General features: G+C 61.0%; 20 protein-coding genes. 13 read left to right on the top strand and 7 right to left on the bottom strand.

Annotation, left to right across the window (positions count from 1 at the left end):
- The first annotated feature begins 19 nt into the window (after nt 1-19).
- The 7 genes from AC5O77_RS06955 to AC5O77_RS06925 all read left to right on the top strand — a co-directional run bounded on the left by AC5O77_RS06955 (nt 20) and on the right by AC5O77_RS06925 (nt 13,439).
- Nucleotides 20-3,748, top strand: a complete 3,729-nt coding sequence (locus tag AC5O77_RS06955; protein WP_494506628.1) for a DUF6079 family protein — start codon at nt 20-22, stop codon at nt 3,746-3,748.
- Between the two features lie 75 nt (nt 3,749-3,823).
- Nucleotides 3,824-4,669, top strand: coding sequence for a hypothetical protein (locus AC5O77_RS06950; RefSeq protein ID WP_494506627.1), 846 nt, complete (start codon nt 3,824-3,826; stop codon nt 4,667-4,669).
- Between the two features lie 57 nt (nt 4,670-4,726).
- Nucleotides 4,727-7,519 (top strand): DNA methyltransferase, encoded by a 2,793-nt coding sequence (locus tag AC5O77_RS06945; RefSeq protein WP_494506626.1) that lies wholly within the window; start codon nt 4,727-4,729, stop codon nt 7,517-7,519.
- Between the two features lie 2 nt (nt 7,520-7,521).
- On the top strand, nt 7,522-10,329 hold the full coding sequence (locus AC5O77_RS06940; protein ID WP_494506625.1) for a DEAD/DEAH box helicase: 2,808 nt from the start codon (nt 7,522-7,524) through the stop codon (nt 10,327-10,329).
- Complete coding sequence (gene pglZ / locus AC5O77_RS06935) at nt 10,326-12,341, top strand: BREX-3 system phosphatase PglZ (protein WP_494506624.1); 2,016 nt, start codon at nt 10,326-10,328, stop codon at nt 12,339-12,341. Before AC5O77_RS06940 ends, pglZ begins: the two co-directional genes overlap by 4 nt.
- Nucleotides 12,338-13,051 (top strand): hypothetical protein, encoded by a 714-nt coding sequence (locus tag AC5O77_RS06930; RefSeq protein ID WP_418081565.1) that lies wholly within the window; start codon nt 12,338-12,340, stop codon nt 13,049-13,051. The genes pglZ and AC5O77_RS06930 overlap by 4 nt, the downstream gene beginning before the upstream one ends.
- Before the next feature lie 163 nt (nt 13,052-13,214).
- Nucleotides 13,215-13,439: a hypothetical protein gene (locus AC5O77_RS06925; RefSeq protein WP_494506623.1), complete on the top strand. Its 225-nt coding sequence runs from the start codon at nt 13,215-13,217 to the stop codon at nt 13,437-13,439.
- A gap of 434 nt (nt 13,440-13,873) precedes the next feature.
- On the opposite strand, the gene AC5O77_RS06920 is transcribed toward AC5O77_RS06925, so the two are convergent.
- Both AC5O77_RS06920 and AC5O77_RS06915 read right to left on the bottom strand, forming a co-directional pair.
- Nucleotides 13,874-14,230, bottom strand: coding sequence for a hypothetical protein (locus AC5O77_RS06920; protein ID WP_285311446.1), 357 nt, complete (start codon nt 14,228-14,230; stop codon nt 13,874-13,876).
- A gap of 539 nt (nt 14,231-14,769) precedes the next feature.
- The gene (locus AC5O77_RS06915) at nt 14,770-15,687 is read right to left on the bottom strand and encodes a LysR family transcriptional regulator (RefSeq protein ID WP_494506622.1); all 918 of its coding nucleotides are present in this window, start codon (nt 15,685-15,687) and stop codon (nt 14,770-14,772) included.
- A 96-nt stretch (nt 15,688-15,783) separates the two neighbouring features.
- On the opposite strand from AC5O77_RS06915, the gene AC5O77_RS06910 reads away from it, so the two are divergent.
- Both AC5O77_RS06910 and AC5O77_RS06905 read left to right on the top strand, forming a co-directional pair.
- On the top strand, nt 15,784-16,623 hold the full coding sequence (locus tag AC5O77_RS06910; protein WP_494506621.1) for a type 1 glutamine amidotransferase domain-containing protein: 840 nt from the start codon (nt 15,784-15,786) through the stop codon (nt 16,621-16,623).
- Between the two features lie 98 nt (nt 16,624-16,721).
- The gene (locus AC5O77_RS06905) at nt 16,722-17,453 is read left to right on the top strand and encodes a hypothetical protein (protein WP_494506620.1); all 732 of its coding nucleotides are present in this window, start codon (nt 16,722-16,724) and stop codon (nt 17,451-17,453) included.
- An 88-nt stretch (nt 17,454-17,541) separates the two neighbouring features.
- Here the strand turns inward: AC5O77_RS06905 and AC5O77_RS06900 are convergent, their stop codons facing one another.
- Together AC5O77_RS06900 and AC5O77_RS06895 are read right to left on the bottom strand one after the other, a co-directional pair.
- Nucleotides 17,542-18,870 carry an ATP-binding protein gene (locus AC5O77_RS06900; protein WP_448122843.1) on the bottom strand — a complete coding sequence of 443 codons (1,329 nt, stop codon included), beginning with the start codon at nt 18,868-18,870 and terminating at the stop codon, nt 17,542-17,544.
- Nucleotides 18,867-19,535 carry a response regulator gene (locus tag AC5O77_RS06895; protein ID WP_293795139.1) on the bottom strand — a complete coding sequence of 223 codons (669 nt, stop codon included), beginning with the start codon at nt 19,533-19,535 and terminating at the stop codon, nt 18,867-18,869. The genes AC5O77_RS06900 and AC5O77_RS06895 overlap by 4 nt, the downstream gene beginning before the upstream one ends.
- 170 nt (nt 19,536-19,705) lie before the next feature.
- Here AC5O77_RS06895 and dsbD point away from each other — a divergent pair, with 170 nt between their 5' ends.
- Genes dsbD through dsbG form a run of 3 tightly spaced genes read left to right on the top strand, consistent with a single transcriptional unit; the run spans nt 19,706 to nt 23,221 of the window.
- Complete coding sequence (gene dsbD / locus AC5O77_RS06890) at nt 19,706-21,607, top strand: protein-disulfide reductase DsbD (protein ID WP_494506619.1); 1,902 nt, start codon at nt 19,706-19,708, stop codon at nt 21,605-21,607.
- Complete coding sequence (locus tag AC5O77_RS06885) at nt 21,604-22,440, top strand: prolipoprotein diacylglyceryl transferase family protein (protein ID WP_494506618.1); 837 nt, start codon at nt 21,604-21,606, stop codon at nt 22,438-22,440. Before dsbD ends, AC5O77_RS06885 begins: the two co-directional genes overlap by 4 nt.
- A 7-nt stretch (nt 22,441-22,447) precedes the next feature.
- Entirely contained in the window at nt 22,448-23,221 is a 774-nt protein-coding gene (dsbG, locus tag AC5O77_RS06880; protein WP_494506617.1) for a thiol:disulfide interchange protein DsbG, read from the top strand.
- A 115-nt stretch (nt 23,222-23,336) separates the two neighbouring features.
- Here dsbG and AC5O77_RS06875 read toward each other — a convergent pair whose 3' ends face one another.
- Nucleotides 23,337-24,713, bottom strand: coding sequence for a M1 aminopeptidase family protein (locus tag AC5O77_RS06875; protein ID WP_494506616.1), 1,377 nt, complete (start codon nt 24,711-24,713; stop codon nt 23,337-23,339).
- Nucleotides 24,714-24,865: 152 nt separating this feature from the next.
- On the opposite strand from AC5O77_RS06875, the gene AC5O77_RS06870 reads away from it, so the two are divergent.
- Complete coding sequence (locus tag AC5O77_RS06870; RefSeq protein WP_494506631.1) at nt 24,866-25,648, top strand: 3-hydroxybutyrate dehydrogenase; 783 nt, start codon at nt 24,866-24,868, stop codon at nt 25,646-25,648.
- 72 nt (nt 25,649-25,720) lie between these two features.
- Here the strand turns inward: AC5O77_RS06870 and AC5O77_RS06865 are convergent, their stop codons facing one another.
- Together AC5O77_RS06865 and AC5O77_RS06860 are read right to left on the bottom strand one after the other, a co-directional pair.
- Nucleotides 25,721-26,179: an SRPBCC family protein gene (locus tag AC5O77_RS06865; RefSeq protein WP_032129304.1), complete on the bottom strand. Its 459-nt coding sequence runs from the start codon at nt 26,177-26,179 to the stop codon at nt 25,721-25,723.
- Nucleotides 26,180-26,181: 2 nt separating this feature from the next.
- Complete coding sequence (locus AC5O77_RS06860; protein ID WP_005416268.1) at nt 26,182-26,496, bottom strand: ArsR/SmtB family transcription factor; 315 nt, start codon at nt 26,494-26,496, stop codon at nt 26,182-26,184.
- Nucleotides 26,497-26,499 lie beyond the last annotated feature (3 nt).

Here is a 26,499-nt window from a genome sequence, read left to right as displayed (position 1 = left end):
GGACTAGATGAACAAGAGCATGAAATACGGAGATCTGATCCAGTTCGAGCAGATCGAGTCAGTCATTCAGCTGCTCGATGCCGGGCGCCCGGACGAGGCCAAGAAGCTCGTCGCGACCTATGTCATCTCCGACGACATGGCCGAGCGGATCTCCAAACTCATGGTTCCCCAGCTTAGCTTTGACGACTCCGTCGATCACAAGGGCGTGCTGATCGTCGGCAACTACGGCACCGGTAAGTCGCACTTGATGTCGGTACTGTCGTTGGTGGCTGAAGACGCGGCCTACGCACCGATGATCCGCCACCCCAAGGTCGCAGAGGCGGTTGCCCCGATTGCTGGTCGCTTCAAGGTGCTGCGCATCGAGGTAGGCGGGCTGCAGATGCCACTGCGCCAGATCATCACCCTGCAGCTTGAGCGCTTCCTCGAAAAGATCGGCGTCGATTACACCTTCCCGACCGCCGACAAGGAGCTCAACAACAAGGACTCATTCGAGGAGATGATGGCCGCGTTCGCGGAGAAATTCCCGTACCAGGGCGTCCTGCTGGTTGTCGACGAGTTCCTGGAGTACCTACAGTCCCGTCGGGATCACGAACTGGTGCAGGACCTGGCCATCCTGCGTCAGATCGGCGAGGTCACCAAGCACCTGAAGTTCCGCTTCGTGGCTGGTGTGCAGGAAGCCATCTTTGACAGTGTGCGCTTCCAGCACGTCGCCGACAGCATGCGCCGGGTCAACGAACGCTTCACGCAGATCCTGATCGACCGCCAGGATGTCAGCTTCGTTGTCTCCGCGCGCCTGCTCAAGAAGACGGCCGACCAGCAGAACAAGATCCGCGAATACCTCACGCCGTTCGCCAAGTTCTATGGCTCCATGAACGAGCGGATGGACGAGTACGTGAGGTTGTTCCCCGTTCACCCAGACTACCTGAAGACCTTCGAGCAGATCCACTTCACCGAGAAGCGTGGCGCGCTCAAGACCATCGAGGCTGCCATGCTGGCCATCCTCGACCAGGAAGTACCCACTGACAAGCCGCTGTTCATCAGCTACGAGAATTTCTGGAACACCATCAAGGCCAACTCGGTCCTGCGCGCTGACCCCAACATCAAGGACGTCATGCGCGTCTCCGAGGTGCTGGAGTCGCGGGTCCAGCAAGCGTTCACGCGCCCGGCCTACAAGGCAATGGCGCTGCGCGTCATCAACGCGTTGGCCGTGCACCGTCTGACGACGGGCGGCGACATCCATGTGCCGATTGGCCCGACGGCTGCCGAGCTACGCGATGCCCTGTGTCTGTTCCAGCCGGGCGTAGAGGACATGCCGGGCGATCCGGCCGAGAACCTGCTGTCGATGGTCCAGACCGTCATGCGGGAAGTGCTGAAGACCGTCAACGGCCAGTTCATCTCCAAGGCACCGGACACCGAGCAGTACTACCTCGACCTCAAGAAGGACATCGACTACGACGCGCAGATCGAAAAGCGCGCCGAAGCCCTGTCCGACGACGCACTGGACCGCGCCTACTACAGCGCCGTCAAGGCGCTGATGGAGTGCAGCGACGACCTGCGTTACCCCGGCTTCCAGATCTGGCAGTACCAGCTCGAATGGCAGGAGCGCCGCGTCGAACGCATGGGCTACCTGTTCTTCGGGGCGCCGAACGATCGCCCCACGGCCCAACCCGAGCGCGACTTCTACGTCTACTTCATCCAGCCCTTCGACAAGCCGAAGTTCGCCGACAACAACCTGTCGGACGAGGTCTTCTTCCGCCTCACCGGGCTTGACGACGATCTCAAGCGGCACCTGTCGTCCTACGCGGCGGCGCTCGATCTGGCCTCCACCGCCAGCGGCGGTGCCAAGGCCATCTACCTCTCCAAGGCACAGGATTTCCTGCGTGCCATGAGCAAGTGGCTGCAGGAAAAGCAGATGACCGCGTTCGAGGTTACCTACCAGGGCAAGAAGAAGAATCTGCAGGAGTGGGCCAAAGGCGTGTCTCTGCGTGACCGGGCGCGGCTGGGTGCGGACGAGCGCATCAACTTCCGCGATGTGGTGAACGTGATTTCGGGCCTGGTGCTGGGCCAGCGCTTCGTCGATCTCTCGCCGGAATACCCCACCTTCTCGGTGCTGGTCACCGAGGCCAACCGCAAGCAACTGATCGGCAACGCGCTACGCGCACTGGCCGGCGGCACTCGCACCAAGGATGCGCTCGCCGTGCTCGATGCGCTGGAGTTGCTCGATGGCGACCGCGTCGACCCGGCCAACTCCCGCTATGCGCAGGAAGTGCTGAACCGGCTCAAGGCCAAGGGCCACGGCCAGGTGCTCAACCGCAGTGAGCTGCTGTCGGGTACCTCGGACGTCGAGTACTTCGCGCCGATCAAGTACCGGCTGGAGCCCGACCTGCTGGTCACCGTGCTGGGCGGGCTCGTCTACTCAGGTGACATCGTGCTTTCGATTCCCGGCGACAAGATCGACTCCGGCAAGCTCGTGCAGCTCGCAGAGCGTTCGCTGGAAGAGCTCAAGCAGTTCAAGCACGTCGAGGCACCCAAGGAGATCAACCTCGCGGTGCTGCGTGCCCTGTTCGAGTTGTTCGATCTGCCGTCTGGTCTGGCCCAGAAAGCCAGCCAGGGCGACACCGAGCCGGTCATCAAACTGCAGGAGAAAGTCAGCGCGCTGGTGCCGCGCGTGCTCAAGGCCGGCTCCGACCTACAGCAAGGCAAACTCGGCTTCTGGGGCCAGAACCTGCTGCGCGAAGAAGAAGCCAAAGACTGGCACGCCCGGCTGGACTCGCTGAAGAAGTTCACCGAATCGCTCGCGCCGTACAACACCGTCGGCAAGCTCAAGAACCTGCGCGTCACGCAGGAAGACCTGGACGGCCAGAAGAAGAATCTGGAGATCCTGGCCGCCGTCGAGCGTCTGCTCGAACTGGTGGTGGAGTTGGGCAGCACGGCGTCCTACCTCTCGCAGGCCGAGATGGTGTTGCCCGCCGAGCACCCGTGGGTGAAGCAGGCCGAGACCGCCCGCAAGGCGCTACAGGAGAAGCTGACCCAGGACCGCACAGCCGAGCACGCCGCCGAATACCGGCAGACGCTCAACCAGCTCAAAAAAGACTACATCACCGCCTACATCGCCAGCCACAGCAAGGCGCGGCTGGGCGTGGCCGAGGACAAGACCCGCAACGCCCTGCGCAAGGACGACCGCCTGCTGGCACTGCGCGTGTTGGCCGGCGTGTCGCTGATGCCCACCAGCCAGCTCACCGCGTTCGAAGAATCCCTCAACGGGCTGAAGAGCTGCTCATCGCTGGACGAACCGACCCTGGTCACGACCGCCGTCTGCCCGCACTGCCAGTTCCGCCCGTCTGCCGAGCAGTTGGAGCTGATCCCGGCTGCCAACCGCCTGCACAAGCTGGATGACGATCTGGACGAACTGCTGGTCAACTGGCAGCAAACCCTGCTGGAAAACCTGGAGGACCCATTCACGCAGGACAGTCTAGGTCTGTTGCCGCCCGCATCCAAGAAGCTGATCGATGCCTTCTTGGCCTCACGCAAGCTGCCCGACCCGATGACCACCGAATTCGCCAATGCAGTGCAGGAGGCGCTATCGGGGCTGGAGAAGATCGCGGTCAAGGGCGACGAGATCAAACAGGCGCTGCTGCAGGGCGGCTCGCCGGCCACGCCCGACGACCTGCGCAAGCGCTTCGACACCTTCATGAACGAGCGCTGCAAGGGCAAAGATGCCACCAAGCTGCGCTTCGTGATTGAGTGAGCGTAAGTCTGTAAGTCATATTGATCTGACCAGCTTAAGTTTGAACTGCGAATGCCGCCGCCACGTGGGTTATTAATGCGCGGCAATTTCAAAAATGCTCAGGCCGTCTCACCACGTTCGCTGTTCCAACAAACTTTGAATGAGAGAACCATGAAGCAAATCCAGCACCTTCATAAAGTTGATGTTTTCTACAATTGGATTAGTGCAAATTTGCCCAGCCATATGGGTTATGCCACATATTGGCCTCAGATTTGTTATGACTGGACTACTGAAGTTCCGTTGCACATCGTTTTTGAGAAAAAAGACGGGGTGTTTATTTGGCCATGGAATCACCTCGTAAATCTTCCTTGGCCTCACACTGATATAAATTTCTCAAGTAACGTACCGACTCTTGCCAATGGCTCTCCCTGGGACTACCACAACTGGCATAAGACAGCACTTAATGGTGGCCTTGCCACGCAGTGTTCAAGAGTCCCTGCCAATTTTTGGGATTGGCGACTTCAGGTAAAGCCAAAAAACAATCTGACGTGTGACTTGGATGTTCTCCATCGGCGCAGCAGCGATGGAGTTTGGGTTGGCGTCGAGGCGACCGAGATCTGGTTTGTCGATGAGGATTCAAATAATCTTAATCGTGACTTCTACCAGCACGTTCACAACCTTATCCACTTACGGAAAAGTTTTAATTTCAAAGCGCTGAGAGCGCAGAACAAACTTATGTCGGCACTTGGTGGAAAACACTACCTTGTGCTTCATCAAAACAATCCCGACAAAGCCTCGCTCGTAAGCTCTAGGGTCATGACCTTAGAGCTCAATGTGGACATGATTTCTTTATTGGAAAACAAGACCGGATCAAGGCTCGATGTTAAACGTAACCTAGGGCAGTATTTCGTTTTGTGTGATTTGAAGAGTTTGTTTCTCTAATTCCGCATTCACTACGATTAAGTCCGGAGCTGATGTTTTTAAATAGGAGTTAACTTTATGGGGCAGCTATTTGGGCCTTCTCGAAACAAGTCCGCCAATGCATATACATTTGGCCGTCAATTTTCAAGTGACGATGAACGTCGCAGCCACTATATGAAACTTCTGAAAGAGAGGCTGCAGGACCGTTCATTCCGCAATTCCAACGGCTTTCCCGAAGCTTCCGATGAAGACATTTTGAAGGCATCAGATCCGCCCTATTACACGGCTTGCCCGAACCCTTTTCTTCAGGACCTGTTGTCAACTTTGCCGACCCAGCCGGTTGAGAACTCATATAAGAGAGAGCCCTTCGTTGCCGATGTAAGTGAGGGGCGGAGTGGTCTTTTTTATGATGCACATAGCTATCACACTAAAGTTCCTCACAAAGCGATCATGCGGTTCATTTTGCATTACACGAATCCAGGTGACGTTGTGCTCGATAGCTTTTGTGGCACTGGGATGACTGGAGTTGCGGCGCAACTATGTGGAAACCGGGAGATAGTCGCGTCACTTGGTTACAGAATCGATCAGGCAGGTGTGATCTATGAAAATGTAATTGATGAGGGCAAGCAAGTTTGGAGGGCATTTTCAAAAATTGGTGAGCGCGTTGCCATCCTTAATGATTTGTCACCAGCGGCGACGTTTATCGCCGCCAATTTGAATATTCCGACCGAGGTTGCGTCTTTCAAAGAGGAAGCGGAGTCCGTTCTAAGAGATGTTGAACGTCAGCTTGGATGGATGTATGAGACCAAGCACTCAGATGGACACTCCCTTGGTCGGATCAACTACATTGTCTGGTCTGATGTGTACGGATGCCCTCACTGCGCTCATGAGTTAGTTTTCTGGGATGTAGCGATTGACGCCACACAGGGAAAAATCAACGAGAAATTTAACTGTTGTAACTGTTCTGCTGAGTTGCAGAAAAAGGATCTCGAGCGCTTATGGTCAACAGAAACTGATCCGGTGCTTTGCAAAACGGTTCGGCGGCGTCGCCAAGTACCTGTTTCAATTAATTACAGCCTTGGGAGCAAACGTTATGACAAGCGCCCAGAACCGTCTGACCTTGAACTAATCGCGAAGATCGCATCGGTGCCAGTTGAGGGAAACATTCCCTTAGCTAAGCTGCCTGATGGATTTAATACCCGTCAGCCAAAAGAGTCTCACGATATTGAGTATGTCCATCAGTTCTACACAAGACGCAGCCTCCATGTTTTGGCAGCGCTTAGAAAGAGAGCAATGACCTCGCAGTTTCCTCGTGAGATTTCGTTTTTGATCAATTCTTACGATCTAACTCATAGCACGCTAATGTCCCGAATTATTTTTAAGGGTGGCGGGAAGAAACCTGTTCTGACAGGGTATCAATCAGGAACGCTCTATGTTTCTTCGCTTCCAGTAGAGAAGAACTTAATTGAAGGCTTGAGAAAACAGAAGTTGGGAGTGATTGTCGAATCTCTCCAGCACATTCGGTCGGCCCAATTCGTCTCCACTGGAAGTGCTTCCAATTTGGATATGCCAGATAATTCTGTGGATTACATATTTATTGATCCGCCGTTTGGTGGGAATATCATGTATTCCGAACTTAATTTTCTTTCTGAAAGCTGGCTTGGCGTTCATACAAACAACAAGCTTGAAGCCATTGAAAACAAGATCCAGGATAAAGACATCACCAACTATCGTGCCCTTATGACCTCAGCGTTTGCAGAGGCGTTTCGCGTACTAAAGCCTGGCCGATGGATGACAGTAGAATTCTCAAATACTCAAGCGTCAGTCTGGAACAGCATTCAGACTGCGCTCCAAGAAGCAGGATTTGTTGTCGCCAATGTTTCTGCTCTAGACAAAAAGCAAGGAAGTTTTAAGGCTGTCACGACAACAACGGCTGTTAAGCAAGACCTGGTTATTTCAGCCTACAAGCCAAATGGTGGCCTAGAGGCTCGCTTCGCCAAAGCCGGCGGTAGTGAGGATTCTGTGTGGGATTTCGTTCGAACGCACCTGGGCTATCTGCCAACCGTTAAGGCAAAGGCCGGTGATCTTGAGTTTATTGCTGAGCGCGATCCTCGGATCATTTTTGATCGAATGGTTGCATGGTTTGTACGACACAATTTCCCCGTTCCAATGTCCACCCATGAGTTCCAGGCAGGCCTTTCTCAGCGCTTCGTCGAGCGAGATGGAATGGTGTTTCTTCCGGATCAAGTGGCAGAGTACGACAAGAAGCGTTTGCAGGTTGCCGCTGCGCCTCAGATGGAGATGTTTGTATCTGACGAACGCAGTGCAATAGACTGGCTTTCAGATTTTCTGAAACGTCGGCCATCGACTTACCAAGAACTCAGCCCTGAGTTCATGGGTCAGCTTGGCGCAGGGTGGAAGAAGCACGAGGCTAAGCCCGAGTTGGCTGCTTTGCTAGAGGACAACTTCCTGAAGTACGACGGGACGGGTGAGGTGCCGAGCCAGATCCACAGCTACCTTTCGACCAACCACAAGGATCTTCGCGGGTTGGAGAAGAACAGTCTCGCACTGGTCGCCAAGGCCAAGGATCGCTGGTACGTGCCTGACCCGAACAAGTCCCAGGATCTGGAGAAGAAGCGCGAGAAGGCGCTGCTGAAGGAATTCGAGACCTACAAGACGTTTACAGGTCGCAAGATCAAGGAATCGCGCCTGGAGGTGCTGCGTGCTGGTTTCCGCGCTGCGTGGGCCGCCAAGGACTACCAGACCATCATCGGCATCGCCAATAAGCTGCCAGAGGAAACTCTGCAAGAGGATGAGAAGTTGCTCACCCTCTACGACCTCGCGCTGACCCGTACCGAAGACGGGATCTGAACGTGGCCGGCGGCGGGTTCTCCATCGGCGACTGGTGCTGGTTCACCCGGCAGGCATCGCCGTGCCGCGTGATCGAACGCCAGGACGTGTGGGGCGAGGTCGCTTACCGCGTGTGGCTGCCTGCCAAGGACGCGGTGGTGCGCGCCCGCGCGGAGGACCTTGCCCTGCTGGAAAGCGTGCGCCCGAGCGTGGAGCAGATCCTGCACACCACGGCGGCTGCCAAGCTGCTGGATGCACTGGAGGACAACCTGCTGCTGGCACCGATCCAGTCCAGCGTGGTGCCGCTGCCGCACCAGCTCTATGCGCTGAACCGCGCCATCAGCCGTGACCGCATCCGCTACCTGCTGGCCGATGAGGTGGGCCTCGGCAAGACCATCGAGGCCGGCCTGGTGCTGCGCGAATTGAAGTTGCGTGGCCGGGTGAAGCGCATCCTGGTGGTGGCGCCCAAGGGGCTGGTGCGCCAGTGGCAGGCGGAAATGCGTCTGCACTTCGGCGAGAAGTTTCAGTTCATCGAGCCGTCCGAGCTGGCAGCCTTCCGCCAGTGGCGCAGCGGTGGCGCAGGCGAGGAAGAGAGCCTGTGGCGTATGCACGACCAGGTGATCTGCTCGCTGGATTCGGTGAAGCCGCTGGAAGGCCGTCGCGGCTGGAGTCTGGAGCAACTCAACACCTACAACCGCGAGCGCTTCGAGGACCTGATCTCAGCGTCGTGGGATCTGGTCATCATTGACGAAGCCCACCGCATGGGCGGCAGCACCGAGCAGGTGGCCCGCTACAAGTTGGGCGCAGCGCTGGCGGAAGCCTCGCCGTATCTATTGCTGCTGTCAGCCACGCCGCACCAGGGCAAGACCGATCAGTTCATGCGGCTGATGCAGTTGCTGGACCGCGAAGCCTTCCCGGACGAGAGCAGCGTCAGCCGTGACCGGGTGCGGCCCTTCGTGATCCGCACCGAGAAGCGCGCATCGATCAATGCCGAAGGCCAGCCACTGTTCAAGCCGCGTGTCACCCGGCTACAGGCGGTTGCCTGGCAGGCCCGCCACGGCTCGCAGCAGCGCTTGTACGAGGCGGTGACCGACTATGTGCGCCACGGCTACAACCAGGCCATGGTGGCCAAGCAGCGCCACATCGGCTTCTTGATGATCCTGATGCAGCGGCTGGTGACGTCCAGCACGGCGGCCATCCGCACCACACTGGAAAAGCGCCAGGCCTTGCTCGATGCGCCGCAGCCGCAAGCCAACCTGTTCGAGAACACCAGCGCCGACGAGTGGGCCGATCTCGACGGCCAGTCCCAGGTGGATCTGGCGATGCAGTCCAGTGGCTGGGAGCTGGAGAAGTCCGAAGTCGAGATGCTGCTGGATCTGGCGCGGGAAACGGAGGCCGCCGGCACTGATGCCAAGGCTGAGGCACTGCTGGAGCTGATCTACAAGCTGCAGCAAGAGGAAGGCGACCCGGCCCTGAAGGTACTGATCTTCACCGAGTTCGTGCCGACGCAGGCGATGCTGGCCAACTACCTGGAGAGCCGGGGCTTCTCGGTAGCGACGCTCAACGGCAGCATGGACCTGGAAGCGCGCACACGGGCACAACAGGTGTTCTCCAAGGATGTGCGCGTGCTGATTTCGACGGATGCCGGTGGTGAAGGTCTGAACCTGCAGTTCTGCCACGTCATCGTTAACTTCGACATGCCGTGGAACCCGATGCGGATCGAGCAGCGCATTGGTCGGGTAGACCGTATCGGGCAAAAGCACGTGGTTCGCGCCATCAACTTCGTGCTCGAAGACACCGTGGAGCACCGCGTACGTCAGGTGCTGGAAGAAAAGCTGGAAGTCATCGCACTGGAGTTTGGCGTCGACAAGGCGGCCGATGTGATGGATTCGGTCGAAGCCGACCCCATCTTCGACGAGCTGTTCGTGCATGGCCTGCAGAACCCGGATGCCATAGAACAGGAGTGCGACGCGGTGGTGTCGCAGCTCCGATTCACACTGGCGGAGTCGAAGAAGAACAACGATCTGCTCACCGCAGACCACGATCTGGACGCCGACGATGCCCGCAAGTGGCGCGACCACCCTGCCCAGTTCTGGCTGGAGCGGGCCATCACAAGCGGGTTGGCTGCGCGCGGCGGCTCGGCAACGAAGGTTGGAAAGGCGTGGCGGGTGAAGTGGGCGGACGGCAGCGAGTCAGCACAGGCCTGCTTTGACGCCCGCACGGCGGATGAGAACTCGGAGTTGGAATGGGTCACGATGGAAGACCCACGCGCTCGGGCGGTGATCAGCGAGCTGCCGCGCTTTGTCGCCGGCCTGCCGCTGCCGGTGATCCGCGTGACCGGGCTGCCAGATTCGGTACGCGGCATCTGGTCGCTGTGGGAGATCAGTCTGTTGGCTGAAGGCTTGAGTCGGAAGCGCTTCCTTCCGGTGTTCATCAACGAGGAAGGCCGTCCCTTTATACCGACCGCCAAGCGAGTCTGGGATCTGCTGCTGACTGAAATCGTGGACATCCATGCCGTGACAGGTTCAGATGAGTCGGTGAAGTGGTTCGAGGCATCGCAGGCGGCTGCAAGCACCCAAGGTGAACGGATCTTCACCGAGCTGCTGACCGAACACCGCGCCCGGCTGAAGGATGAACGCGAGCGTGCGGTGTATGCGTTCGAGGCCCGAGGCCTGGCTATTGGGCGTATCGGCCTGCCCGCTGTGCGTGAGCACCGGCGCAAGCGGCTGCAACAGGAACACAACGCACGCGTGGCCGCCATCGATGACATGGGGGCCAGCGTGCCAGATTTGAATGCCGTGATGATGGTGCGCATTGGAGGTGATGCATGAGCCTTTGGACGGAGCGCATCCTGAGCCACTTCACGGCCGACCTCACCCGGCTTTGGGTGGCGTGCGACCCTGATGATGTGTTGCTCGACGAGAAGGTATTGACCGAGCTGCGCGGTCGCGGCTTCGAGCTGATGCTGTACGAAGACCCGTTTGTCTTCCGCGCGGAATATGAGGAACGCTACCGCGCGGCATGGGATCGCGGTGAGCAAGGGCCAGCGCCCTCGCTGGTGCTGCATCTGCGTAGCGCCGACGCGAATGCGTTGCCGTGGGACATCGTGCATCACGGTCGTGCGGTGCGCCTCAGCCTTGCCGATCTATTCCCCAAGCTGTCTTACAGCGCGGTCCAGCAAGTCGAGCCGGAGCATCTTGCGGGGCTGTTTCATGCCCACCAGACGGAATTGCAGAGTGCACGGGGCGAGAACGAGTCGAAGGACTTCATCCTGGAACACGTCTATCAACTGGCGCCGAGGTCGATTCGCAACCCGGTGGACTTCTGGCGTGAGCTGTTACGGCTTCACTTTGCCAACCGCTCGTTGCCACCCCTGTTCGCACAGCACGCGGCAGACATCATTCAAGGCAAGGGACTGTTTACCGACCAACCCGTCGCCACCTGGCTGGCGTCAAAAAGTGGGCTGCTGCGCGTGGTGCAGGATGCGTGGTATCGCTACTTGAAGACACTTGGACTGGATGGCACGCGCACGGGCGAACCGCCACCGCCAGACTACGTCGCCAAGATCGAGATTCCGTTCGATCACTCCGATGTGCAGGTGTTGGTCGACTCCATGTTCCTCGACGGCAGCTTGCATCCGCTGGCGGTGCACAGCGTCCCGGCGGGGATGCCGAGTTGGATCAAGGCGGGGATTGTCCAGGACCCAGCGGCATTGCAGACTTTGGTACTCAAAGGCATTGATGGCCTGATCGAGACGACGCCAACTGCCGCGTCCTCGCACAAGGACTGGAGCGAGTTCGCCAAGCGTTACGGTGAGATCCTGGCCCGCACGCATAGCCTGCCCGGTACGGAAGGCAGCGAACACTTGCCTGCGATCCGGGATCGCATCAAGACATTGCAGGCGCAATCGGACGAGCGACTGCAGGCCTGGGTCGCAGCCAAGCACTACGCCGACCTGATTCTGCAGCCAGTGACCAAAGGCCCGGTGATGGTTCACCACGTACCGCGCTTTTTGCGCCATCGTCGGTCCGCAGGGGAAACCAAGGTGGCTCTGCTGGTCTTCGACGGACTGGCCTTCGACCAATGGGTACAGATCCGCGAGCGCCTTGTCGCTATCACCAAGCGATTCGCGTTCGACGAAGGAACCGCGTTCGCATGGGCGCCGACCGTGACGTCGGTGTCGCGCCAGGCGCTGTTCTCCGGCCTGAAGCCGCGCGAGTTCGACGACTCCATCGACCGGACGGACAAAGAGGAGTCCTTGTGGAAGACGTTCTGGCAGAACGAAGGCGTCAACTCGAATGAGGTGATGTACCGACGCGCGCTGCGCCAGATTGATCAACTGGACGTGCTTGAGGCGGACTTGAACGACCGGCGCCCGAAGGTGGTGGGCCTGGTCATCGATGAGGTGGACGATCGGCTCCACAAGGAGCGATCCAAGAAGGACGTGGCGATGTGGGTCGGCAACTGGCTGACGACCGGTTTTATCGACCGGTTGTTCTCCCTGCTGCTGGACAAGGGGTACCATATCTACCTCACGGCGGACCACGGGAACGTGGAATCGACCGGGATCGGCAGGCCCAACCAAGGCGTGATTGCAGAGACGCGCGGAGAGCGCGTGCGCGTGTATCGAAGCGAGCCACTCCTGGCCGATTCCGCCGCTGCTTATCCCTCCACAGTCAGGCTGGATATCGCTGGGCTACCCGCGGGCTTCATGCCTCTGTTTGCAGGTGGAAGAACTGCCTTTGTGCCGGAAGGCGAGCAGGTGGTGGTCCATGGCGGAGTGTCGGTCGAAGAGTTGATCGTGCCCTTTGTGAAAGTCAGTTATGTAATTGATACCGAATGAATTCATCAACCCCAAAAATTGGCTTTGATCGGTTCATTCAGCTTGATTGGGCGGCTGCTGCACTGAACGTTCGTGCAGGCCTGGCTGGACTAGCTGATCTGAATGCACTGCTTGATGCCGCCGAACTTGGAATGGAAGCCAAGAAGAAAACGCGCACTGTCCTGAATCGCCTGTGGCTGGAGCCACGCTCTGAACTTACTGACTTCGCGGATCGCGGCGCAGCCATACACGAGATGCAGCCAGACATTCCCGTCTCAGCGCTCTGCTGGGGAATGTCCGTGGCGACGTACCCTTTCTTCGGCAAGGTCGCCGAGTTTGTAGGCCGCCTGTCCGCTATTCAGTGCGACTGCGCGTCTGCCGAGGTCCATCGACGCATGAGTGAAGCTTATGGGGAGCGCGAAGGTACCCGGCGTATGACCAATATGGTCATCCAAAGCCAGGGGAGCTGGGGCGCGGTTGAGCGCGTGGAGAAGGGTAGGCGTGTGATCAGGCTTGCGCCTACTGTGATCGACAACGACGAAGTCACGGCATGGTTAATCGAGGCGGCAGTGCGCTACTCCAGTAAGCCAGTTTCGCTGTCCAGTCTGCAGTCGCTGCCAGTGCTCTTTCCGTTCGCCCTGACGCGACCACTTGGATACGTGGTGTCGAAGAGTGCCAACCTCAGCATTCGTGCGGAGGGGCCTAGTGCTCAATTGGTTGCCTTGCGCTAGGGGCGCGATTACTCATGCGTCGGTTGATGCATCGAAAATCGTTCCATCGTCCGCGCTAGTGACCCAGCCCGGAAGAACCGGGCCAGCGTAGAGCTGAGACTTCGCCCAGCATGAACCCTGTGGATCACAGGGAATCAGGCGATGAAGAAACCCCGATTTGCCGGTGAGCAGATTGCCCACGCGCTCAAGCGGGTGGCGCTGGGCATGGCGATCGGTGTGCCACAAGATTGGCATTGCGGATGCGACGTACTACGTGTGGCTGCGATTGTTGGATGAGGAACACCGCAAGCTCAAGCAATTGGTGGCCGACCTGAGCCTGGATAAGGTGATGCTGCAGTCGATGGTCATAAAGAAGCTCCTATGCCTGCTCAGAAGCGTGCTTGGGTGAGGTGGCTGCAGGATCGATTTGGTAGCAGTGAGCGGCATGCGTTGCGGATCGTGTCAATGTCGCGCCCGGCATTTTCCTGAACGCCCAAGGTGCTTGACAGTAGTGCTATTCGTCGGTGGATGCGTCAGATTACTCAGGCACGGATTCACTACGGTCAAGATCCGTTCACTTTTGCAGTAGTGGACCTTGACGATAGTTTTTCGCAGCCCAGTATCGACTCGCGCCTACAAGTTCTATTCGATGACATTTTTAGAGAGCGCGAGTCATTTGTAGACTTGGCGAACTATTCTGGTGAATAAAGGAAATGAAGCCAAAGAGTTCGTTAAACGCGGATTCGGGTTTCAGTTCTGCTTGATTTTGGAGTTGCGAACGCCCGCTCGTAGCCTGAAGTAGACAATGGGTTCGTTAGCAGGCATCTACGCTGCCAAGGGAAATCACTCCGGCCTAACCTCCCGACAAGCCCACTCAGCCAACCCCCGGCAAGCCAAAAACAACCCATCAACCACCCCCTCATCCAAATGCCGCTCTGGCTCCGCTGCCACCCGGCAGCGGTCCGCCGAGTGCAGCACCTCCAGCACCGTCAGCAGCCCGACCAACGCGCGCTCGGTCTTCGCCAGGCTCACGCGGCGCCCGGGTGAGACGTCGTTCTCCGGCCAAGGCAGTCCATCGGCGCCCTCGCAGCCGCGCATGCGCTTGAGGATGCCGAGCAGGGAGTTCAGGTCGGGCAGGGGAGTGTCGTCGTTGATGGGCTCAACAACGGTGTACGAAGAGAAGGTGTCGGATTCATTCATGGCGTCGGCTTCCGTGGCTGTGCTTAACAGCGCCACCGCGAAGAGGGTGGCGGACGGTGCGGGTTGCAAACCGGGACGCAGAGGAGTGACCGGCGGGCCCGAAGACCCCCACGCACCGTCCGCCATATAGGCCGACGGTTTGCCAGTCGGCACCGCCTCAAGGACGGTGCCGACTGGCAAGCGTATTCACTCTGCGTCTCGGGTTTGCACGCCCGGCCACCCGGTATCGGTGGCGCGTCATGGTGTTTACGCCGCCGCTTCGAATGCCAATAGAAATTCGCGAAGGAATCGCGGAATTCGAGAGCGGAGAACTATTGTTGCACGCACCATTTGTGCAGCACGCGACGCCAGTAGACGCATTCGCGCAGCCGCCCTGTCGATTGCGAATCAAGGTGGCGCAATCGCCCATGCCACAAGCGAATAGCGCGACAGCCTTCTTTGCAACAGTTCTTAGTCCACCTCGCCAAGCAACGGCACGCGATCAGCCGCACATCCCGAAAAGCGGTTCAAACCCGACACCGCCAGCGAACCTCGCACCATTAATCAACGCCAGCCTCAGCCGCATTCCCCACCAGCAACTCAATCATCGCCCGCGCCGCAGCCGATTGCCGCCGATGCGGCGCATAGATCACCGAGAACGGCCGCGATCTCCCCCGCAGCTGCGGCAGCACTTCCACCAACTGCCCACGCTGCAATCGCTCGCGCACGATGAACTCGTAGCTCTGGCAGATGCCGATGCCCTGTTCGGCCAGCGACACCACGCCCAGTACATCGTCGGAGGTCTCGATGGACGAACGCGGCAGCCAGTCCACGTCGCGCCCGCCGTCGCGGAAGATCCAAGGCGCCAACCGCCCGGTACGCGGCATCACGAACGGCAGGCACAGATGCTGCTGCAGGTCGTCCAGCGTCTGCGGCGTGCCGCGGCGTTGCAGGTAGTCCGGTGCGGCCACCAGCAACAGCGGCGCGTCTTCCAGCTTTCGCCCCACCAGCCCGCTGTCCGGCAGCTGGCCCAGGCGGATGGCCAGGTCGAAGCCTTCGGCCACCAGGTCCACGTTGCGGTTGGTGATGTTCAGTTCCACCTGCACCTGCGGGTACTGCTGCGCAAAGCGCGCCAGCACAGGCGGCAGCCGGTAGTGGCCATAGGTGGTGGGCACGCTCAAGCGCACGCGGCCGGCCAGCGCACCGTCCTGGGCCAGAACGTCGCGCTCGGCGTCGTCCAGCAGGCCAAAGGCGGTGCGCACCTGTTCCAGATAGAGCCGCCCGGCGTCGGTCAGGCCCACGCGGCGGGTGGTCCGCTGCAGCAGCTGCCGGCCTAGCCGCGCTTCGAGGCGGGTGATCGCGCGGCTCAGCACCGAGGGCGTGGTGGACAGCGCCACCGCGCCGGCGGTGAACGAGCCGTGCTCGACCACCGCCAGGAACACTTCCACATCGCCCAGGTAGTCGAACTTGCGGCTCATTTGGCTCTCCGTGGAACAGATGTTTTGCGATAGGGCCAATTTATCGCCGCTGGGGCGATGAATAAAGTGGCGCCCACTCCCCGATAGGAGCTCCCCATGAACCTGATGACCCGGCTGGCCGCAGCGCTGGCCCTGACCCTGGCCGCCAGCGGCGCGCATGCCGCCAACGTGCTGGTGGTGCTGTCCGATGAAAACCACCTGGACCTGAAGGACGGCAAGGTGCTGTCCACCGGCTTCTATCTCAACGAGCTGATGCAGCCGGTCAAGCTGCTGCTGGATGCGGGCCACGAGGTGACCTTCGCCACGCCGCAGGGGCGGGCGCCGACGGTGGATGCGTCCTCGGTGACGCCGGCGTACTTCGGCAACGATGCCGCGCAGCTGATGCTGCACAAGAATCTGCTGGAGAAGCTGGCGCTGACCTCGCCGACGACCTCGCCGGTGGTCAGCCTGGCGCGCGTCGAGCAGCAGGGCTACGCGCGTTTCGATGCGGTCTACATTCCCGGTGGCCACGCGCCGATGCAGGACCTGCTGAAGAGCCCGGCGCTGGGCCGGCTGCTGGCCGACTTCCACCAGCGCAACAAGACTACTGCGCTGGTCTGCCACGGGCCGATCGCGCTGCTGTCCACGCTGCCGGATGCCGCGGGTTTCGTGGCAAAGCTGGAGGCGGGCGCGACGCCGGCCACGCCGAAGTGGATCTACAGCGGCTACCAGATGACGGTGATCAGCAACCAGGAGGAAGAGCAGGCCAAGCCGCTGCTGGATGGCGGTGAGATGAAGTTCTACCCGCAGACGGCGTTGCAGCGGGCGGGTGCGAAGTTCAGCAGCAATGCCACGCCGTGGACCGGGCATGTCGTGGTGGACCGCGAGCTGATTACCGGGCAGAACCCGGCTTCGGCGTTGGAGGTGGGGCAGCGGTTGGTGGAGCGGTTGAAGTAGGGCGGGCTCTGCATCGCATGCGGTGCCGTGGCACCATGGCGGACTGGCTTCGTCCTTCCGGGCGGGGCCGTTTTCCCAGGGAAGCCCTCGAACACGACATGCGAACGTCCTTCTTCATTCTCTCCGCCCTGTGCTTTGGCCTGCTGTCTGGCTGCGCCAGTGGCCCGGAGGAGCACGCCTCAAGCCGCGAAATCACCGGTGCGTTCGTGGCCGACGATGGCCAGCTGTACCTGCTGCCACGCTTTGAAGAACCGATGCGCTTCAATGCTGCACCGTTCCGCGAGTACCGCGCGCTGATGGACAGCCCGCTGCGCGAGGCGGTGGCCTGCGCGCAGATGTACTTCCATGAGGACTGGCGCGACCCGGCCAACAAGGCCAAGGTGCACGGCAGCTATGCGCTGCTGCTGCGGCCGGAGCAGGTGACGCCGGAACAGGCCGCGCAGTTCAAGCTGGAGCGGATTGAGGTGCTCCCGCGCGAGGCGAAGTATGTGGATGAGCGTGCGCGCTACTACCTGCCGCAGGACCGGAGCCGTTATGCGCTGGCGTTTGATCGGGCCTGCAATCTTTCAAAGAAGGGCGGCAGCTACTACAGCGCGCTGTTCGAGGGCGACGGCGAGCGGGTGAAGTTGCCGGACGCTGCTGCGTTGGCGGAGAAGGGGAAGCTGGCGCAGCCGATCAGTGCGCGGGCGCAGCGGATCCTGCCGGAGAGGGAGGGCAAGCCGGGTGTGGGGACGGCGGCCGGCAAGGTGCTGGGCGCTGCGTTGATTCCTGTGGCGGTTCCGGTGTTTGTGTTGAGCCTGCCGTTCCTGGGGCCGGATCATTGGAAGTAATGGGGCGCGCCAGGTGAGCCTATGATGTCACCAGGCACGTTCATCGCATGCATGCCAATGCTGGCACCAGCCCTTGAACAGAACAGGCTCAGCGCAGCGGGACAAGAAGCTCGGCGATCAGCCCACCATCCTCGCCAGGCTTCATGTCCAGCCGTCCTCCGAAGCGTTCGACGATGGCCAGGACAATGGAAATGCCCAGTCCTGCGCCATCGCTGTGCTGCCGCCCCTGATCGCCGCGCCAGAAGCGTTGCCCGATCTGCTTGGCGTGCTCGGCGCTCAAGCCAGGGCCACGATCGGCTACCTGTAGCCGGCAGAAGCCAGCGGTGCCATTGAAATCCACCCGCAGTTCGACGCTGCTGCCCTGTGGTGAGTATCGCAGGGCGTTGTCCACCAGATTGCGGAGTGCAACTTCCAGCATCGACCGTGGAATGGCGCTGCCTGCATCGATCCCCTTGGATTGGATGGTCAGTCGCGTACGGGAGTCACCTGCAGCATGGCTGGCGACGCCGTTGACCACGTCCATGACCGAAGCGCATTCGTCTCCCTCGCTGGTGGATGCCTCCGTGCGCACCAGCGTCATCATCTGATCCAGTGTTCGCCGCAGGCGCTTCACGCCTTCCTCTGCACTGGCGAGCGAGCTCACTACGTCTTCGCCATCGCTTATCTGGGCGACCTGCAGATGCGTGTCGATCACTGTCAACGGTGTTCGCAGTTCGTGCGCTACTGCGTCGGTGAATGCCCGCTGGCTGGACAGCGTCCGGGCCAGGCGTTTGAGAAGCCCATTCATGGCACCCAGAACCGGATGCAACTCAGAGGGGGCAGGGCTCAACGAGATTGGTGAAGTGTCGTCCGCGTGCTTGGCACGCAGTTGCTGGGACAGCGTCTTCAGCGGGGCCAGACCCCGTCCGATGCCAATCCAGAGCGCCGCAAGGCCACCCAGAAGCGCAACGAGGAACGGCAGGCCGGCGGCAGCGAGCAGTTCATTGATCAGCGTGTCGCGTTGTTCGATGCGGTCTGCTGTCGTGATCTGATAGCCATTGGTGCGAAGCACATAGACCCTCCACTTCTGTCCCATGACATCTCGTGTGCTGAAGCCTGCCGGCAACGACTCGAACTCCGAATGGGGCCCGTTGGCCGTTCGAGCCAGAACGTCTCCGCGCAGGGGCCGTATATCGCATGCGATGCCGTCCTTGCCGATGAGGCGGACGGACTCGCTGAAATCCGATGTTGCCGAGCTTGGCGCCAGCGGTGCCTGCTCCAGAAGGCCCGCGACCATGCGCGCTGACATGGCCAGCCGCCCATCGAGGGTTCGATCAAGGTTCGAGTGAACACCACGCATCATCAGGGTGGCAGCGGTTGCCCACAGCAGAAGCAGCGACAGACCGGTAATCAGTACTGCTCGAAGGCGCAGGCTCATGGTGTGGGTCTCCATCCCAGGCGATAGCCAAGACCACGTGCCGTCTCGATTGCAGTGGCTCCCAACTTTCGGCGGATGTTGTGGATATGCACGTTGAGGGCGTTGCTGCTGCCGTCTTCGTTCAAGCCATACAGGCGCTCATTCAGAAGGTTGGCCGAAACCCAGCGCCCATCGGTGCTGGCCAGGTGTGCCAGAAGATCGATCTCTCGACGGGACAGCGTGACTGACGCTTCATTGAACCAGGCCAAACCACTCTCCGGTTCCAGGCGCAGGGGGCCGGCCACGATCGCCTGCGCAGCCCGGCCCTGGGTCCGCCTGACCAGTGCATGCAGCCTGGCTGCAAGCTCGCGAAGATCGAATGGCTTGATCATGTAGTCGTCTGCACCGGCATGCAGGCCTTTCAGCTTGTGGTCGATCGCATCGCGCGCGGTGAGGATCAGAACGGGAAGCTGGGGCTCGAAGACGCGGACGCTGGCGAGAAGGTCCATGCCGTCACGATCGGGAAGACCAAGATCAAGCACCAGCGCATGAAAGGTGTCTTCCCTGTGGCTGGCTTCTGCGTCCTGGGCCGTGGTGACATGGCGAACGGCGATGCCGTGCTTGCGCAGGCCAGCCACGATGCCCTTGCCAATCAGCTGATCATCTTCCACCAGCAACACGCGCATGTCCGCCTCAGCATTTCACCATCATGAGGGCATGTTAGGCCAGAAATGAGCGTGTCGTCAGTGAAAAAACGTGTATCCACAACGCTTTAGTCTCGCTTAATCGGACAGGTGCATCCTTCAGCCGAGTTTGCCTGGAGGGTTCTGATTTGACTTTGTATTGGCGCGTATTGTTGGCCTTTCTGCTGTGCTGGGGCGTGATCGGCAGCGCGGCGGCGAGTGCTTTTCTTCCTTCCTGGGGCAACAGCAATCCGGAGTTTCTTGAAGCCGCCGACGTGTTCAGGCTGGGTGCGGTTCAAGAGCAGGGCCCCAGGATGTCGGCAGCCGGGCATGTTGCCGACGGCTACTACGTCTACCGCCACTCGATCAGGTTGGTCGACGCGCGCGGGAGTTGGATCGACCTGGATCTTCCCGCCGGCCAACCGAAGCATGATGAGTTCTTCGGCGATACGCAGATCTATACGGGAAGTGACCTTCGCCTGCGTTGGCCCACGACGGCCCCTGGCCCACTGACGTTGCATTGGCAAGGTTGCGCGGACGGTGGCATCTGCTATCCGCCACAGAAAATGCAGGTAACACTGCCGATAGTGCGGGACGCGCCAGCACCGCCCGCAGCAGGCGCACGTGCTCCTTCCCCGGTGGCTGCGTCCGTTGATCGTCCGGCATTGCCCGCAATCGATGATGCGGCGCCTTCGCCGCAGGCGGGCGCAGCACAGGCGCCCCCCGTGCCGAAGCCGGCTCCTGCAACGTCTGATGCCGGTGTCGCAGTAGAAATGGCGGAGGATCAGGCGGCGGCCGAGAAGCTCTCGACGCTGGGGCCGGTCACCGGGGTGCTGCTCTTCTTTGGTTTCGGCCTGCTGCTGGCGTTCACGCCCTGCACGTTGCCGATGATCCCCATCGTCTCCACACTGGTCGTCGGCAACCAGGCGGGGCCGCGACGCGCGTTCCTGCTGTCCTTGACGTATGTGCTGGCGATGGCGGGAACCTATGCGGCCGTCGGGGTTGCCGCCGGGTTGGCAGGGGCCAATCTGCAGGCGATGTTGCAGTCGCCTTGGTTGCTCGGGGCCTTTGCCGCGCTGTTCCTCATCCTGGCAAGTTCGCTGTTTGGCCTGTTCGAGCTGCGCCTGCCTTCGGCCCTGGTCAACCGCATCGGCGCTTCCGGCCAGGAGCGTGCCGGCGGGCGCGTTGCAGGTGCTGCTGCACTGGGCTTCCTCTCGGCATTGCTGGTCGGGCCGTGCATGACCGCGCCATTGGCGGGCGCGCTGCTCTACATCGGCCAGACCGGCAGCGCGCTGTACGGTGGGCTTGCGTTGTTCGCCCTCGGGCTTGGAATGGGTTTGCCTCTACTGGCCATCGCCGTGTTCGGGGCACGCGTTCTTCCGCGGCCCGGTGCATGGATGGAGACCGTGCGAGTGGTCTTCGGCTACGTCATGGTTGGCATGGCAGTGATGATGTTGTCCCGGTTCCTGTCCGGCACGATGGGGCTGTTGCTCTGGGGCATGTGGATACTCTCGATCGCGATTGGACTGATCGCGTGGGGCCAGGCCGTGGCAGCGAGGCGTCGCCTGGCGTGGGCGCTGCGATCCGTTGCGGCCTTTGCGGGCCTGTGGTCTGTGCTGATGCTTGTGGGTGCAGCAGCCGGTGGGGAATCCAGCTTGCAGCCGCTGGCGCATCTGCGAACAGCAGCAAGCATGCCCGGCACCGGCAGTGTGGCCTATGTGCAGGCCAAGTCCATTGAGGACGTGGATGTTCGAATCGCCGAGGCCGGTGCACGCGGTCAATGGACACTGATCGACTTCTATGCCGACTGGTGCGTCAGTTGCCACGTGATCGAGCGCGAGGTATTCGGGCATCCTGAGGTCTCTTCTCGCCTGGCCGGCATGCAGGTCGTGCGCCCGGATGTGACGCGTAACGATGAGCAGGACCAGGCCTTGCTGAAGCGATGGCAGGTGCAAGGGCCTCCCACGATCATCCTGGTGGGGCCGGATGGACGGGAGCGCAGGGCGCAGCGCGTTGTCGGTGAAGTCGATGCGGATGATTTCATGGCTCGCCTCGATCGGGCGGGGGCACCATGATCGGCATCGGGCCGTTCTCCATCGACATGGTGATCTTCGTGCTTTCTGCGCTGCTGGCTTGGTGGGTGGCACGGATGTGGGCACGCCGACTGCCCGATTCGCCCCACAAAGCGGCTGGCAGCCTGTTGTTCGATGCTCTGCTCGTGGGGCTGCTGGTTGCGCGGCTGGCGTACATCGCGAGGTGGTGGAAGGAATACACGCAGGCGCCTTGGTCGATGATTGCGATCGGTGACGGTGGATTTTCCTGGTGGATCGGCACGCTCGGCGCGCTGTTGTTTATCGCCTGGCGCACGCGATCGGCACGAGCACTGCGGGTACCTGTTTCTGCGGGTGTGCTGGCCGGTGTCCTTGCGTGGGCGGCGGCCGGTGGCGTACTCGTCCTGCTGCAGCGCTCGGCACCGCCCTTGCCGAGCGACCCGTTGGTGATGCTCGATGACCGTCCGGTGAGCTTGGACGCGTATGTGGGCCGGCCTGTCGTCGTCAATTTGTGGGCGACATGGTGTCCTCCGTGCCGTCGTGAAATGCCGGTGCTGGAGCAAGCGCAATCGCTCTATCCGGAAACTGCATTCGTCATGGTCAATCAGGGCGAGCGAGCGACGGTCATCCAGAGTTTCCTCGAACGTGAGGGGTTGAACCTGGACCATGTTCTGCGTGACCCGGCATCGGACACGATGCGCGTGATGGGCGCGCGCGGCCTGCCTACCACTCTCTTCTTCGACAGCGAGGGGCGTCTGGTGGATACGCACATGGGCGAACTGACGATGGCAAGTCTCAAGAACACCCTCATGCGTCGATTTGCGCAGAAATCTTCAAACACCACAGATCGGGAGTAACAGCACCATGTTTGCAAATCCTTCGAGTCGTCGTGCATCCCTCGGAGTGTGTCTTCTGTTGACGGCGGGTTGCAGCCAGGCGGGGACCGCCGACGAACCACCGGCCATCACCGCGCTGAAAGGCCAGGGGCTTTCCATCGTGAAGGAATTTGATGCAGGGGCGGAGGTGCGTGCCTTCGCTGCGGTCGCGGGCGATCAGCCAGTCGCGGCCTACCTCACCAGGGATGGCAATGTCATCGTTGGCACACGGTTGGATGCCAAGGGCAACCGCATCGATGATCCCACCCTGCAGGAGCTGGTGGCCAAACCAATGGCGGAACGTACCTGGGCGCAGTTGGAGTCCTCCACCTGGGTGCTTGACGGAAAAGCTGACGCGCCGCGGGTGATTTATACCTTCAGTGATCCCAACTGTCCCTACTGTCATCGCTTCTGGGATGCGGCGCGGCCGTGGGTGGACGCCGGCAAGGTCCAGCTTCGGCACATCTTGGTTGGGATCATCAGCGAAGACAGCCCCAACAAGGCAGCAGCGATCCTTGGCGCTCCCAACCGCTCTGCCGCACTGCTGGAGAACGAGCACACGTTCGAGCGAGGCGGCATTACACCGGCCAAAAGCATTCCCGCCGACGTAAGCAAGACCCTGGAAGATCATCAGATGCTCATGCTGACGCTGGGGTTCCGCGGAACGCCTGGCATTGTTATCCGCGATGGTCAAGGTGTTCTCAAGAAGTACAACGGAATGCCGCAGCAGGGGGCGCTTTCCGAGGTGCTTGGGCCGCGCTGATTCGCAGCGCACTGTCGACAGCGGCTTGATCGGCACTTATCGACAGGCCATGGGTTCTGCATAGGCCTTGGCTCGGCGGAGGTCCGAGCTGGGCCAGACCGTGCATGGCGTAGATCTACTGACACCTCGGTTTGCCAACTGCTACACAGCTGAGCTGCCATTGCTGCCAAGCCTTGGCATCGATGCCGGCCTTCATCGCAATGCCTTGCAGCTCCGCCCAGTTCCTCGGCGAAGGCGCGGCCAGCAGCCCGCGCATGAAGGCCTGCATCTTCGCTTCGCCCAACTGTTTCTCCAACGAGAGCAGCAGCAAAGGGGCATAGACATAGCGATACATCTCGCCCAGGTCCGAGTTGCCGTCGATGGCATCGAACGCGGGCAGCGGCTTCTCCTGCTTATCGACGGCCGATTGCAGTCGCGCAATGTAGCGATCCGCCGCGGCATCGCCACTGATCTCGCGCAGCGCCTTGATCGACAGGAATTCCGCGCTGGATTCCAGCAGCACCCAGAAGTAGGGGCCCTGCGGACGGTTCAGCGTGCCGAAGTAGTAGTGGCCCATTTCGTGTGCGATGTACTGCACACGCCGCTCGGCGTTCTCGCCACCGGCCAGCAATGAATCGGCCACGTTGCCGATGCTGCCGCTCATGGCGATGGTCGGCCAGGTGGCAAAGCCCCATTCGCTGCCCTCGCGGTCGCGCTCGATCTGGTTGAGGGTGACCATGCGCAGGAAGGTGGGGCGGTCGGCCAGCGGCACGCCCATATAGCGGCTGTGCACGTCGGCTATCTTCTGCACCGTGCTGGACAGTGCCTCGACCTTGGCCGCGGGCAGGGTCTCATTGAGGATCGTGACCTGCGCAGTGCGGGTGATCGGGCCGCTGCCGCCGAACAGCAGGATCGGCCGCGAGTTGTCGCTGCGGAATCGCCCCTGCGCGCCTTCAATGGCCGGGCTGCCGTTGAGATACAGGAACCGGCAGCCGCTGCAGTCCACCTGCAGGTCGTAGCGGCTTTCGCTGCTGCGCACGCGCACCTTGGGTTCGAACGCCTGCGGTAGCCACGCGGACTGTTCGGTGAAGCGGGCGCTGTCGCCGTTGAAGGCCATCAGGCCCTTGAAGTCGGTCGGGGCATCGTGCCGGGCGTAGACCGGGAAGGTGCCCACATACTGCACGCAGAGCGTGGCGGGTGGCTTGGCCACGGTGTACACGCGTGCTTCGCCATCCACGCCGGGGTCGTACCAGCCTTCGAAGTCCAGCGGCGCGCCATTGCCATCGGTGACCCGTGCGACATTCAGGCCGGCGTTGAGCACGAACGAGCCCATCGATTCGGCAGGTCGGCTGGATACGCAGACGTTGCCTTCCACGCGGCCGGTCGCTATATCCACCCGCACGCTGCCGGTGGTGAGCGGTGTGGCGTCTTGAGCAGGCGGCGCGGCCTGGCTGATGGCAGGGGCGAGCAGTGCGACAACAACGGCGGGCAGCAGGGCCTTGCAGGGGTTCATCGGGCCATCCATGGGTGGATTGGGGTGACTATAGGGGCAATGTGAAAGTCTGCCGAGAGGGGGCATCCACGGATGGCGTGGATCTACTGATCCGCGCGTGGAGTGGATCTAGAGGACTACACTGGCTGCCTGTGCCCGATGGAAGCTCGCCCATGTTCAGTGGAAAGGTCGCGGTGGTTACCGGCTCCACAAGCGGTATCGGTCTTGGCATCGCCACAGCGTTGGCGCGGCGAGGCGCCGATATCGTGTTGAACGGATTCGGCGATGCAGCGGAGATCGAACGCATCCGTTCCGACCTGGAAGCCGAGTTCGGCGTGCGGGTGGCGCATGACGGTGCCGACCTGTCCCGTGGCGAGGCGGTGCGCGGAATGATCGATCGCGCCGTCGCGACGATGGGCCGCATCGACATCCTGGTGAACAATGCCGGCATCCAGCACACCGCGTCGATCGAGGAGTTTCCGGTCGAGAAGTGGGATGCGATCCTGGCGCTGAATCTCTCGGCGGTGTTTCATTCCACGGCGGCGGCCTTGCCCCACATGAAGCAGCAGGGCGCCGGCCGCATCATCAACATCGCATCCGTGCACGGGTTGGTGGGCTCGGTGAACAAGTCGGCCTACGTGGCGGCCAAGCACGGCGTGGTGGGATTCACCAAGGTGACCGCGCTGGAGAATGCGGGCACTGGCATTACCGCCAACGCGATCTGCCCAGGTTGGGTGCGAACCGCACTGGTTGAGCAACAGATCACTGCGTTGGCGGAGCGCGAAGGCACGGATCAAGAGTCCGCCGCGCGCGCGCTGTTGGCCGAAAAGCAGCCTTCGTTGCAGTTCGTGACGCCCGAACAGCTGGGCGAGATGGTGGTGTTCCTGGCCTCGGACGCCGCCGCGCAGATCACCGGCACGGCGTTGCCGGTGGATGGTGGCTGGACCGCACGCTAGCGGACCCGCATCGGCCGCATTTCCGACGCCGCAGCAGCCAAGGCGCCTGCGGCGTCGTCCCGACGCAGCCGTTTACTGCGGCTTCGCAAACACATCCAATCCCTTGCCGGTCTCCAACAACGACTTCAGGCTCGACAGCACGATCGGCCAGCCCTGGCGGATGCCGGTGTCCATGCCGCTGCCGGGTTCCAGTTCGTCATGGGTGACGGTCAGCCGCACCATGTCCTGGTAGGGCACGATGTCGAAGGTGACGCGGCTGTAGGCATCCGGGTTCTCCGCCTGCGAGGCGGCGGCCCAGGTGATGACCAGTCGCGAGGGTGGGGTGCTTTCCACCACTTCGCCGACCAGTTCAACCGAGCGCGTTTCGTTGGCGCGCACATGCTGCCAGCGAGAGCCGGGTTTCCAGTCCGAAACGTTTTCGTGGCCCCAGTAGCGGCTGGCGATCTCGGGGCGGGTGATGGCCTCGAACACCTTCTGCGGCGTGGAGGCGATGTAGATCACGTGGATGAAGCGGGTGGACTCTGCGGACATCGTCATTCTCCTTCCAGTTCTCGTTTCAGGTCATGCAGCAGGCTCAGGCGCTGCTGCTCGAACTTGCGTACCCAGCGTTCGTACACCTCGTGCAGCGGCACCGGGTTGATGAAGTGCAGCTTCTCGCGGCCACGGCGCACGGTGCTGATCAGGTTGGCGTCTTCCAGCAGGCCCAGGTGCTGGGTGACCGATTGCCGGGCCATGTCCAGGTGCTCGCACAGCTGGCCGAGCGTCTGCCCGTTGTCTTCGCAGAGCAGATCCAGCAGCGTCCTGCGCGTGGGGTCGGCCAGTGCCTTGAACACCTTGTCTGCATTCATGCG

Source organism: Stenotrophomonas sp. INTA L402-1 (assembly GCF_059295135.1).
Note: the sequence above shows the minus strand (reverse complement) of the source record. Positions and strands in the feature narration are given on the sequence as shown.

Excerpts from the sequence above, each read along its gene's own strand:
- AC5O77_RS06870 (WP_494506631.1), top strand. The coding sequence starts at position 24,866 with ATGTTCAGTGGAAAGGTCGCGGTGGTTACCGGCTCCACAAGCGGTATC.
- AC5O77_RS06950 (WP_494506627.1), top strand. The coding sequence starts at position 3,824 with ATGCGCGGCAATTTCAAAAATGCTCAGGCCGTCTCACCACGTTCGCTG.
- dsbG (WP_494506617.1), top strand. The coding sequence starts at position 22,448 with ATGTTTGCAAATCCTTCGAGTCGTCGTGCATCCCTCGGAGTGTGTCTT.
- AC5O77_RS06915 (WP_494506622.1), bottom strand. The coding sequence starts at position 15,687 with ATGAGCCGCAAGTTCGACTACCTGGGCGATGTGGAAGTGTTCCTGGCG.
- AC5O77_RS06905 (WP_494506620.1), top strand. The coding sequence starts at position 16,722 with ATGCGAACGTCCTTCTTCATTCTCTCCGCCCTGTGCTTTGGCCTGCTG.
- AC5O77_RS06895 (WP_293795139.1), bottom strand. The coding sequence starts at position 19,535 with ATGCGCGTGTTGCTGGTGGAAGATGATCAGCTGATTGGCAAGGGCATC.
- AC5O77_RS06860 (WP_005416268.1), bottom strand. The coding sequence starts at position 26,496 with ATGAATGCAGACAAGGTGTTCAAGGCACTGGCCGACCCCACGCGCAGG.
- AC5O77_RS06955 (WP_494506628.1), top strand. The coding sequence starts at position 20 with ATGAAATACGGAGATCTGATCCAGTTCGAGCAGATCGAGTCAGTCATT.
- AC5O77_RS06875 (WP_494506616.1), bottom strand. The coding sequence starts at position 24,713 with ATGAACCCCTGCAAGGCCCTGCTGCCCGCCGTTGTTGTCGCACTGCTC.
- AC5O77_RS06910 (WP_494506621.1), top strand. The coding sequence starts at position 15,784 with ATGAACCTGATGACCCGGCTGGCCGCAGCGCTGGCCCTGACCCTGGCC.
- pglZ (WP_494506624.1), top strand. The coding sequence starts at position 10,326 with ATGAGCCTTTGGACGGAGCGCATCCTGAGCCACTTCACGGCCGACCTC.
- AC5O77_RS06900 (WP_448122843.1), bottom strand. The coding sequence starts at position 18,870 with ATGAGCCTGCGCCTTCGAGCAGTACTGATTACCGGTCTGTCGCTGCTT.
- AC5O77_RS06920 (WP_285311446.1), bottom strand. The coding sequence starts at position 14,230 with ATGAATGAATCCGACACCTTCTCTTCGTACACCGTTGTTGAGCCCATC.
- AC5O77_RS06945 (WP_494506626.1), top strand. The coding sequence starts at position 4,727 with ATGGGGCAGCTATTTGGGCCTTCTCGAAACAAGTCCGCCAATGCATAT.
- AC5O77_RS06865 (WP_032129304.1), bottom strand. The coding sequence starts at position 26,179 with ATGTCCGCAGAGTCCACCCGCTTCATCCACGTGATCTACATCGCCTCC.
- AC5O77_RS06930 (WP_418081565.1), top strand. The coding sequence starts at position 12,338 with ATGAATTCATCAACCCCAAAAATTGGCTTTGATCGGTTCATTCAGCTT.
- AC5O77_RS06885 (WP_494506618.1), top strand. The coding sequence starts at position 21,604 with ATGATCGGCATCGGGCCGTTCTCCATCGACATGGTGATCTTCGTGCTT.